Origin of the sequence: Acinetobacter sp. PW68 (assembly GCF_020982655.1) — a bacterium.
GTDB classification, from domain to species: Bacteria; Pseudomonadota; Gammaproteobacteria; order Pseudomonadales; family Moraxellaceae; genus Acinetobacter; species Acinetobacter towneri_A.
In genome coordinates this window covers 1,129,064-1,141,223 of sequence record NZ_JAHZSX010000001.1, presented here as the reverse complement: position 1 = coordinate 1,141,223, position 12,160 = coordinate 1,129,064, and the positions used below count along the sequence as shown (strand labels likewise).

Annotated in this window: 4 protein-coding genes and 4 pseudogenes; 3 read left to right on the top strand and 5 right to left on the bottom strand. The window is 35.2% G+C overall.

Annotation, left to right across the window (positions count from 1 at the left end; genetic code table 11):
* Positions 1-53: 53 nt before the first annotated feature.
* Positions 54-1,262, top strand: coding sequence for an IS256 family transposase (locus K1T76_RS05430; RefSeq protein ID WP_042090285.1), 1,209 nt, complete (start codon positions 54-56; stop codon positions 1,260-1,262).
* A gap of 62 nt (positions 1,263-1,324) precedes the next feature.
* Here the strand turns inward: K1T76_RS05430 and K1T76_RS05425 are convergent.
* Positions 1,325-1,677, bottom strand: a pseudogene (locus tag K1T76_RS05425) (transposase); the annotation flags it as partial.
* Between the two features lie 30 nt (positions 1,678-1,707).
* Positions 1,708-1,986 (bottom strand): annotated as a pseudogene (locus K1T76_RS05420) (metallophosphoesterase); the annotation flags it as partial.
* Here K1T76_RS05420 and K1T76_RS05415 point away from each other — a divergent pair.
* A pseudogene (locus K1T76_RS05415) lies at positions 1,984-2,379 on the top strand (IS66 family transposase); the annotation flags it as partial. The pseudogenes K1T76_RS05420 and K1T76_RS05415 sit on opposite strands and share 3 nt — an antisense overlap.
* Before the next feature lie 29 nt (positions 2,380-2,408).
* Positions 2,409-2,547, top strand: a pseudogene (locus tag K1T76_RS05410) (IS256 family transposase); the annotation flags it as partial.
* A gap of 148 nt (positions 2,548-2,695) precedes the next feature.
* On the opposite strand, the gene K1T76_RS05405 reads toward K1T76_RS05410, so the two are convergent.
* The 3 genes from K1T76_RS05405 to K1T76_RS05395 are packed head-to-tail and all read right to left on the bottom strand — an operon-like array spanning position 2,696 to position 12,153.
* Positions 2,696-4,990: a dynamin family protein gene (locus K1T76_RS05405; protein ID WP_230244473.1), complete on the bottom strand. Its 2,295-nt coding sequence runs from the start codon at positions 4,988-4,990 to the stop codon at positions 2,696-2,698.
* 14 nt (positions 4,991-5,004) lie between these two features.
* Complete coding sequence (locus K1T76_RS05400) at positions 5,005-9,084, bottom strand: dynamin family protein (protein ID WP_230244471.1); 4,080 nt, start codon at positions 9,082-9,084, stop codon at positions 5,005-5,007.
* Positions 9,085-9,099: 15 nt separating this feature from the next.
* Positions 9,100-12,153, bottom strand: coding sequence for a tetratricopeptide repeat protein (locus K1T76_RS05395; protein ID WP_230244469.1), 3,054 nt, complete (start codon positions 12,151-12,153; stop codon positions 9,100-9,102).
* Between the last annotated feature and the right edge of the window lie 7 nt (positions 12,154-12,160).

The window sequence follows — 12,160 nt, the reverse complement described above, 5'->3', positions numbered from 1 at the left end:
TGTAATTGCCTGAATTTGCTATGTTCATATTCACAACGGAGTCAGGCAACATGATGAACGAACAAAAACTAAAAGACCTTGCAGCAGAATTTGCTAAAGGAATCAAAACAGAAGACGATCTCAATCAATTCACCCGATTGTTGACTAAACTCACTGTTGAAACGGCTCTCAATGTCGAACTTACCGAACATCTCGGACATGAAAAGAATGCTCGTAAGAACGGTTCAAATGCTCGTAACGGTTATTCCAGTAAGACCGTGCTGAGCGATGATGGTGAGATTGAGATCACCACACCACGAGATCGTGATGGCACATTTGAGCCACAGCTAATTAAAAAGAATCAGACTCGTATCACGCAAATGGATAGCCAAATTCTATCCCTTTATGCCAAAGGCATGACTACCCGTGAAATCGTGGCTACTTTCAAAGAAATGTACGATGCTGATGTATCGCCAACGCTTATTTCCAAGGTGACTGATGCTGTTAAGGAGCAAGTCGCTGAATGGCAAAACCGTCCGCTGGATGCACTCTATCCCATCGTCTATATGGACTGTATTGTAGTTAAAGTCCGTCATAATGGCAGTGTTATCAACAAGGCTGTATTCCTTGCCTTAGGCATTAATCTTGATGGACAGAAAGAACTGCTCGGCATGTGGATGGCTGAGAATGAAGGTGCAAAGTTCTGGCTGAATGTCCTGACTGAGCTTAAAAACCGAGGGTTGCAGGATATTCTGATCGCCTGTGTGGATGGACTAAAAGGCTTTCCTGATGCCATTAACAGCGTATACCCGCAAACCCATATCCAGCTGTGCATTATCCATATGCTGCGTAACAGCTTGAAATATGTATCATGGAAAGATTACAAGGCGGTCACTCAGGATTTAAAAGCCGTTTATCAGTCACCTACTGAAGAGGCAGCCTTGATGGCCTTGGATCAATTCGCCCAAACATGGGATGACAAGTACCCACAGATCAGCAAAAGCTGGCGTACACACTGGGAGAATCTAAATACCTTCTTTGCTTATCCAGCCGAGATACGCAAAGCCATCTATACCACCAATGCGATCGAATCATTAAACAGCGTAATACGTCAGGCGATCAAAAAGCGTAAAGTCTTTCCAACGGATGATTCTGTACGTAAAGTGATTTACCTGGCAATTGATGCAGCGTCTAAAAAGTGGAATATGCCTATTCGCGACTGGCGTTTAGCCATGAGCCGCTTTATTATTGAATTCGGTGACCGCTTAAGCAATCGCCTTTAAATTTATGAAAAGCAATTACACAAAATTATTTACAGACTCAAATTCTGTGTCACTAAATTTGACTAGATTTTAATTATATCATCTAATCGACCTTCAAAGTAAATGGATAATTGAGTAATCGTTTGCCCCCATTCCAGAATAGGCTTTGTCCATTTTTCTGATGCCTGTTGGGTACCAATATACAGTAATTTTATCAGACTATCCTCATTGGGGAAAGCTCCTTTAGTTTTGGTTAGTTTGCGGAATTGACGATGTACGGCTTCAACGGCATTGGTGGTGTAAATCGGCTTCCTAATCGCTTAAGGGTATTTGAAATAGGGGGAAAGAAGATGCCATTTGGTACGCCATGACTGAATGAACACACCATATTTTCGCCCCATTTTGCTTCTAGTTCATCCAGTGCTACTTCTGCCACCCCTTTACTCCCCCACTACACCTTCTTTTATTAGACTTTAACAATACATAGCTTCTTAGTAAAATATGAGCCTACATCAATATAGTGACAATTGTCGATTTGTGTCTGCTCTTTGACAATTGTATGACCAATATAAATTTCATCAATATTTTCGACAATATCATATTTATCTGAGTAATTACGTATTCTCCCACGCCCCCACAAAGCATTTGTATAAGCCGATGTGATTCCAGAAATTTTATAATCGCCTTTAACAAGATCTTCCTTAAAAGCATTCCAATCGTGAATATCAATGTCGGCATGAACCATAGTCAACCAGTGATGCAACAACTGTATGAATGGCTCAACCAACATTATCTGACGGTGCCATCGAGTTCTCCAACCGCCAAGGCCATCAATTACAGTCTGAAGCGTTGGCCAGCCTTAAGCCGCTATCTGGATGATGGCAATCTACCCATTGACAATAACTGGGCAGAGAACTCAATGCGTCCCTGGGCATTGGGCCGTAAGAACTGGTTGTTTGCAGGTTCGCTGCGCAGCGGCCAGCGAGCGGCGAATATCATGACTTTAATCCAGTCAGCAAAGCTGAATGGCTTGGATCCGTATGCCTATTTAAGTGATGTGCTGAAAAGGCTGCCGACGCATAAAGCGACCCAAATAGAAGAATTACTGCCACATCGCTGGAAATCCAACTCAAATTAAAAAATAGGCATGGGGTTCAGCGGACGCTTACGAAAAGAAAAATCTTCCCAACTGATGATTCCGTGAAAAAAGGTGGTATATTTAGCAATTATGGCAGCAAGCAAAAAATGGACGATGCCCATTCAGAATTGGAAAGCTGCCATGAATCGCTTTAGTATCATGTTTTAAGAGCGTGTAACAAAGTATTTTTAAAACTGTATTTACACAGAATTATTTACAACCTCCTACTATTCATATTTTTTAATAGTGGAGTTAATAAAAATAAATCAACAAGCACAATAATTATATAAATATAGATTAGTAACTTATATAGGAACTAGCCAAATTCAAATAATTGTGATTTAAATAAATTAAGACCCTTTATGCTTGCTTCTTTTTGCTGAATATCGAACATCATACTATCTAAATTTTGCTGAATTTCATTAATAATACGATTCACTAAGATTTGTTGAAGATCATCAAAATACTCCTGAATATCCTGCTGTATTCCCTCAGCAAGCTGCATGATATGCTCAGAAAGTTGCTGAACAGCATTTTTATGTGCTTTTTTGAGTAAATGGATTTGCTCATTTGTTACATGGCCTAGACCAAAATTTGACACTAAACGATCAGTAATTTTATCTATATCGATTTCTAATTTTGGTGGAGTAAACTGTGAAAGACATTCACTGACTTGAACTTTAAAAAAATCTAGATCAAAATCGGGATCACTGGTATCAAACAAATTGATTGCTGCTAACGTTACATTTTTACGTATTGTCGATATATCAACAATTTCTGTTAATTGCATTTGTAATGCAGCAACTGAGTTTTGTGCAAATAGTTCCAGTTGTTCAATACTGTCTTGAACACGAGCATAAGGTGTAACGATGATTTTTTCACGATGACCATATCCACCTAAGCCAAACTCCCTTGCAATCTCAGCCCAAAATCCTTCTTTTTTAAACTTTTCAAACTCAACTCTTTTTTCTTCCAAAGTCTCAATATTCAAAAACTGATATTGCTCAACCTTTAATTGTTGAATGAGTACATTGAGTTTATTTTTTATATTTAAGGATTCATCATTAATCACCAAATCAATTTTCGACTTACCACGTTGAAGATGATATTCCGTCGCTTGTTTTTGCTTCAATAAGCTTTCGATACTATTTTTTTCTAACAACTCTATCTTTTGTTCAATATGTTTACCTAATTCTACGCGAATTGCTCCCACCCTTTGAATAAGTGCATTTTCTAAATTTTCTAATTTAGCCTGTAATAATTCATGTTTTCTTAGCTTTTGTTGGCCAAGTAACACATGAAGCTTTTGCAAATTAGAAAATTCTCTCAACTGCTTCGCTTCGAATGTAAACTGCGTATCCTGACATAGTGCATCATACTGTTCCTGTAACTCAAGATTCAGTTCTGGCAATCCTTCTGCAATACGCCATGATAATGCTGAGATTAACTCTGGCTTAGTTTGATTGATGACATTCAGTAAAGCTTTTGATGCAGGATCTAAATCGGGATTATTCAAATGTTGGGAAATTTGTGCCTCTGCCATTTGCTGAACTTTTAAGTCAAGCAATTGCATCATTGCAGCAATCGTTGCTTGTGAACGTACTTCAATAGGATATTTTTGTGCCATTAACTGTGCTTTGATTAAAATATCTCGATCCATACGAAAGACTAAGTCACGTTGTGAACCAATCAAATAGACTGCTTTGTTATCAATCCCTGCTGAAGTTAATTGTTCTCGTAACAATTTTAAATCAGCAACCGTCAGAAACTGATTAATAATGGACAATAAAAAGACAACATCACATTGCCCTAAGAATTCACGGGTTTGTTGCCCACGAGAAATCACAGGGTCATTGAAGCCTGGGGTATCGTAGACCTCAATTCCTTGCAAACGCTTATCATCAATGTATATAGAAAACATTTTAGTGATAGCCGTATACTCTCCTTGGCTACCTACATAATTTTTAAGTTGCTGAGCCAGATCTTCTAAACTTTCAGCATAAATCCGCTTTTTAGTACCTAAATATTCACGCAGGTTTAGATTATTTGCCATCTGTACCAATTCATGGCTTGAACGAAGTTCAGGACTAATCTTACTTTCTATGAGTAGTGAAGATGCTTGTACTTGTGGCTTTAAAGATGAACTTAACTTACGCATTTGACCAAATAAGCTCTTTGGTGCTTGCTCTTGCTGCTCAGTAATTAGTTCCTGTTCGATTTTTTCATATTGTGCTTGATATGCGTGTGCTGATTGTTCTATACCATTCCAATCTTGAATACTATAAAACTCAATTTCAGCATACGGCTGTTCTGCATATGCTAATCGTGTTAAAGCTGCAGTCATGGGTGTTGCTGCTTTAGGTAGTACATCAATTGGAAATAATAAAGCATTCAAAAATGAAGATTTTCCAGCCTTCATTTGACCAACAACCGCAATTTTTAAATTACGGCCTTCTTGCTGAGCTGCTTCGATATTTATTTGATAATTTTTCTTTAAAAGTCTTAACTCAGATAAATAACGCTCTACATCATTAGAAAATAAAAGATTTTGATGCTTTTCAAGAATAGTTTTTAAATGGTTAATTGAGGATTCAATATTTGGTACGTGCACGATATTATTCAATTTTAAAACTCTTCTCTTTTAATAAACTTATCAATACTACTTTGCAAAAAAACCTTATAACTTTCATCCATATTTACTTTCGCCTCTTTACTTACATAAATATGTTGACATGAATATATCACCTCATTAGAAGAAGACTTCTTAAGATTTAGTAGATAAGCAGACAAACTATCTTTACTCTTTGTAAAAGTATATATTTCATCATCAGCTGAATCGTGCGTATGCCAGACTAGTGTTTGATTAAAATAATGATTAATATTACTTTTCACAACATTTATATTTTCACTTAACTCCACAATATCAGAATCAACCATTACTTCACTAAAGCCTTGTGCGGCAGTCCATGATTTAACTTTTGCACCAAATAATGATATTTCTTCTAATGGCTTATAAATACTTTCGTAATAATCACCTGAATAATCATCAGGATTATTTACTAATTTAAAATATTGCTTAATCTGAATGTTATTATTCAAATCCTGTTTTCCAGTACCATCTTTCAAACCTAAGCATTTGAGAAAATCTAAATCATCCTCTTGATTCGAGATACTTGCTAATAAATTTTCATCGCTAAATAGTTCAAATTGGGTATCCGTATAACGATAAGTGAGTTTACGATGATGTGGAATCACTTCACGATTATCATTTAATGCTGTACCTTCTTGCTCGATAATAAAATCAAAAATTCCTTGATGTTCTGATGATTCATCAAATTGATACTTAGAAGTAAATTTACTTCCAATATAACCCTCACCTTCTTCAAGTTTCATTGAATCATGTGCAATATTTCGAATTTGCCCTTCTTGTTCATCAATCAAAATTAAAAATGGCTCTTCTAAACTTATCCCTGATCCTACAAGTCGACTTGTTAATAACAGCCCTTGTTTATTCGTACCAAATGAGATGACATTACCCGATAATTGATCAACCATTGAATTATCTGTTCCATGACCAATAGTCAAAATGGTATTTTCCTCATTTCGTGCAACTAATTTATAGCCTTCTCCTTGCTTTTTAAATACAAAGAAATCTATAGGAGCTTGACAGCCGTTACATACGTTTTTTCCTTGATCATAATCACTGAGTACTGGTACTAGATATCGAGTTTCGTTATCTAAATTTTTATACTCATAAGTACCTTGTATATGAATATCTTTGTCAGAATGTGGATAAAATTTAGAAATTAACTCCGCATGATTATAGATATCCCAAATATCCACAAACGTATCCTCTGCAATATAAGTTTCTCCACCATCTATGTCTTCGCTCACCCATAAACTGACAATACTATTTTTAATATTTTGTAAAATTTCTGGATGTTTATACGCTGTATATCCAGCACCTGAAATAATAGCAATATAGATAGACAAAATTAGCCACTGAATTCTTAAACCCTTGGTTGGATTTAAATAAAAGTCAGTCGGTTTTGGTCTTAACACTCCAAATAAATAAAATAAATTATAAGGCAATGATGTGATTTTTTGAGCAGGTACAATATTATGGCGAGCTACATTTTTTAATATACTGTAAGGCTTTTTATTGCTTTGAGATGGAATAGCGGCAAAGTTATAACTAGCAACATCCAATCCATCACGATGCCCTTTTTCAAAGTAATAGCTTGCTTCTTTTAAGTTTTTCTTTACTGAGTATCCGAAGCTATATATCAACCCCAAAACGTAACTTGCTTCACCTCCGTGAGTTTCAGCGATAGGATACAAACGTGAAACAGCTTTTTCATCCCCTTTAACAGCAAATGTATAGCAATATTGTGCAATTAGATTTCGATCTTCCTCAGATTTTACCAACTTATGTTGATAAAAATCGATAAAGTACCACCGAGCTTGCTCATTACCCTTCTCAGCACATACTCGAATCCACTCATATGCTTTTCTATTATTAAAATTCACCGCTTCTAGACTAATTGCTTGTGCCGGATCATCAACTGTAGCTGTCTTTTCTAGATATTGAATATACGCTGATTGTAGGTCTTGACGATTGCTTCCTCGAGATAAATTCCGTAATGCTAAAACTGCTTGAGGTAATTCCTCTTTTGCTTTCATAATCAGCCAATTTAAAGCATCTGCTCTCTTCAGCTGAATTGCTTCTAAATAGTACTCAATTGCATGGTCTATATCTTGTAATTGATTTTCATAAAGCTGTGCGACACAGATAAAACCTTCAGCAAACTTATTTTCTAACGCTAATTGTATTAACGCATCTAAGGCTGGAAGATAATCATCTTCAACTAAAGCTTTATACTTATTTAATGCTAAATCAATATTTTTTGGATAACACAAACCTATCGCGTGTAATTTAGCAAGTTGGAACCTAATTTGTGGACAAGAGGATTCATGCTTTTCTAGCCACTTACGTACGGATACTTCCCCCACATACTTGCTCATGATTCCAATAGATTCGTCTATTTCCCCGCGAGCAAAAAGAATTTTTGCATAGGTAAATTGGATTTCTAACTGGCGAGATTGCAATGCAAAATGTTTTCTAAAAGATTGAAAAATCTCTATTGGACCGCTTAAAGACTGTTGGTAATACCACTCAATTGAAGGTTGACATAGAAACTGTTGTACTAAAATTTGGTGATACTGTTCTGCTTGTAACAGATCATGTTTATAATCTTCATAATAGTTTGCAAGCTTTTCTATTGCATATTGATAACCTTGATCTACCCAATGATTTAGAGCCTTCAGACTCGACTCATTCCCTGCAATTAAAGCCTGGATATATTGATCAATTGCATAATCTAAATCTTTTTCAACCCCCTCACCCCGTTCATACATACCTGCCAATTTATATTGAATATACGATGAATTATTTTTTTCATTTTCCAACCAATTTAAAGCATCTGCCAGACCCAAACATGCAGCTTCAACCATAAAATTAATTGCATCGTGTTGTTTATGCTGATCCAGTTGAAGCTTTGCATAATCAAAATATAAACTACTTTGACTTTCTACAAGCTGTTTAATATGACGCTTATATAACGATCGCTTTATACGTTTCTCATCTAAATTTTTTTCAAGTTCTTGAGATAAATCTAACGGTAATTTTTTTTGTAGCTTTTGCTGATGTTGAATGAATTGCTTTAGATCTTCAGATTTACTATCTAATCCTCTAATCAAGTCTTCAATAAATGTAATGAGCTTTTCAAAGCTACTTTCATTTTGGATAGGTGTATTAATTTTTTCTAGCCATACATGAATATCATCACCTAAAAGCATCCGACCTTTTACCGAATGAATCGGAGCAGCCCAAGCCATAATCCCTTCGATATGAATATTTTCACGCTTAAGATTAGCTTTTATTGATTCTAAAATTGATGGAAGCTCTTTGCTGGTTACTAAATCAGACTGTGTGACAACTATAAATATTGGTTTGTGGACCCCAATCTGTGATAAAAACTGTAAATCATCCTCTCTGATCGTGCCATTTTTAGCACTCACTAGCCAAACAAGATGATCGACTTGCTTCAATTGCTCTAATGCAATTTTCTCATCTGTTCTGCTTTGATGTTGGCTGTCTGCTTTGCTATAACCGGGCGTATCTAAAAATGTGAGATGCTGCCATTTGAATCTCTCTAACCCTACGTATATATGTGCTAATAATTGGGCTAACTGCAGGGGCTGTTCTTTTGAGTTAGAATCAAATAGATGACTTAATTGCTGTATCTGTTCTAGCGATAACTCTAAATTCTGCTGAAAGAAATTCTTTGCTAAATAAGTAGTTGTTTCACTATATCCCAGATAAGTTGGTACAGCAGTACAAGGTTCCAAAGCTTCTGGTAAATAATCTATATTTAAAAACGTATTTAAAAATCTAGATTTTCCAGCGCTAAAACCTCCACCAAAACCAATAACTTTTTTCTCCTCAAGATAATAATTAGAAAGCGACTCGTTTAAACAAATAACTAATTCCTTAAACTTTTGCTCTTTCTTCAATAGACTTTGAGCATCAGTAATCCCGATAGTTTTGTTTATTTGTTGCTGTAAATCATTACGTATAAAACCAGTTCTGAATTCAGAATTTAAAATCGTTGATAGAGTATTTAGTATAAGAGGTTGATTCATTGTAAAAATCCAGATTTATAAACTTTGTAAATATTGAAGCGCTTCTTTATGACCTTGATCTGCTGCTTCTCTAAGCCACTTTTTAGCCAAATTTAGATCTTTACTAGTACCCCAACCCTCTATATAACAACCTGCTAAATTATATTGTGCTTCTATGTGTCCATTTTTTGATGCTTTTACAAAATACCGAAAAGCTTGATTTCTATTTTCTTCAACCCCCATACCATGTAAATACGCACAGCCCAAATTAAAATAAGCATCAATATGCTCTTGCTGACGTGCTAATTCAAACCAATGAGCTGCCTGATACTCATCTTTTGGAGTACCAAGTGCATGGATATAACATAATCCCAGCATATTCTGAGCATCACTATTTCCCTGTTCTGCAGCTTGTACAAAGTATTGATAAGCTTCCCTTTTATTTTCTTTAACACCTACTCCATTTAATAAACAAATACCGACGTTATACTGTGCCCCAGCATATCCTTTATTTGCTGCACGCTCATAACACTCAAATGCTTTAGTCGGATTTTTCTGCACCCCCCAACCATAGGAGTAACATCGGCCTAAATTATTTTCAGCATCAAAAAATCCAAGACTTGCTGACTTTTCATACCAACCAAATGCTATTTTTTCGTCTTCTAAAGTTCCCCAACCATTTAAATAACAGTTCCCTAGTTGATTTTGACTACTTGGATGGTCTTGCATAGCCGCCTTTTTGTACCACTGAAAAGCTAAATTTAAGTCCTTTGTTACTCCACTTCCATATTGGTAACAAAAAGCTAGGTTACTCTGCGCTTCAGAGTAATTTTGATCTGCCGATTTTTGGAACCAATGAAATGCATAATCATTATTTTTTTCTACACCCCAACCATAAAAGTAACAATCACCTAAACTATTTTGGGCTTTGGCATGACCTTGTGTAGCCGAATTTAAAAAATAATCAAACGCTTTTTTATGATTTTTTTCAGTGCCGCACTCATTTAAATAACACAAACCCACAGAGTATTGTGCAGCAGCATGATTTTGCTCAGCCGCTTTTAAATAGTAATTAAAAGCTTGATGATCATTTTGAGTTACACCCCAGCCATTTAAGAAACAATCACCTAATAAATTTTGACTATCACTATTATTAAATTCTGCTGCCTTTAAAAGCCATTCGACAGCAATTCCATCATTAATCGATGTGCCATGTCCATAGAGATAACACCACCCTACTGAATATTGTGCAGGTACAAAACCTTGCTCTGCTGCTTTCATATACCAAAGGAATGCCTGCTCATCATTTTGCGCTATACCCCAACCATACAAATAACAATCCGCCAACAAATTTTGTGCATTTACATTATTTTGCTCAGCAGCTTCTTTTAAATAGTTAAAACCTTGTCTTTCATTTTCAGCTATTCCCCAACCATATAAATAACAGCAACCTAGATTAAATTTAGCATCGCTATTTTTTTCAGATGCCTCTTTGAAGCATTCAAATGCTTTTTCCTCATTCGCCGCTATACCTTGACCTCTTAAGTAGAATTCTCCTAATTTGTTCATTGCATATTCAGAATCACTTTTTGATGCAAGTTGATACTCTTGAAATGCCAAAACAAAGTCTTGTACACAGCCAAGACCCTGTTCATAACAGATCCCTAATAAGTTATGAAAGTAACTGTTATTAGGAGAAAACTTACTTGCGGCTTGGATCCACTCAAAACGCTCCTCTAAACTCACATTTTTAAGCTCATCAAAATGGTTAGCGAGGATTATAATAATATCTTGAATGACATCCATGCCTTGTTGATTTAGATCTTTCAGATACTGTAATGCTTCAGAATAAAATCCATTCTCTAAAAGCATTTGCGCTTTTTGATAGTCAAATTCTTGCTTCTGTGCTTCATTCTCAAAATAATCTTCTGGCAATATATTCTTAAATAAATGAGATATTGCATCTACATTTTCTATAAATTGTTCAATTAAAATTTTACTGGTTTGAAAATCGCTACGTAGTTCTTTTAAAGTTTCTTGAGCTAAGTTTTTTTCGTATGTTGAAAATTCATCCTCATGAAGACAAACTTTAGTATATAACTGGATTTCACTTTGTAATTGCTCAATTTTTTTTCGCAATTTCTCTTTTAATTGCAGCAAAATAAATTTTAATTTTTCAACACTATGATTGATAACAGGACGATTGTGTGTATTTAACCAATCACATAAATTTTTTCCATATAGTGTTTTCAGGTTTTTCTGGAAAATACTTATACCATCTAATTTTGCTACATGACTATTTAAAACCTTCATCATTAAATCTTGTTGTTCAAGATTAAATTGTTCACCCACCCAAAGCACAATATATGTCTCGCTAAACAAATTATCTTTAACAAGAGTACAGAGGTCAGAGAAGTCATCCATCGACTGACAAGGCAACAGGATAATTTGAGCTTGTTTCACTTGTTTATATTGCTCTAAATCACTCTGATGCTGGACTGTTAGGCTCAAATCATTCCATGGCCAAGCAGAAGACCCAACAAAGCTTTCTGAAATCAATTTATTATAATCATCATAAATATCAACTAGCTGTAGTTCATATATGTCTTTCTGAACAAACTTTATTTTGTGTCCCAAGTAATTTACGAACGTAAGTTGATTTTCCGAATGATAAAAGTAATGTTGTGTAAAGTTGGTTGAAATATGTGTGCCTAGCTCACTAAGATCAATATTGATCTGTTTGAGAAAGTTTTTAAAATCTCTCGTGTCAAAAGTAGTCGGTATCTTTAGTAATATTTCGTTTTTATTCACTAATTCAGTATGCAAAATATTTCGTATAATTTGATTAATTAAACTATCAATTCTTCCTGAACTTTCATCCCAAATTTCATAATCAATTTGAACTAATAAGGACAATATCGATTCTTCGATAGAGGTTTTAATTACCTTAATCGTATGTTCTTGCTCTGAAGGTATTTGAGGTTGTACCAATAACTTCTTCACTAAATTAATTTTTGGCTGTAAGGTCGAATCAACTTCTGTCTCGATTTCATTGGGAATATCAAAACTAAAACTCGCAAAATCTTGCATGGTAATT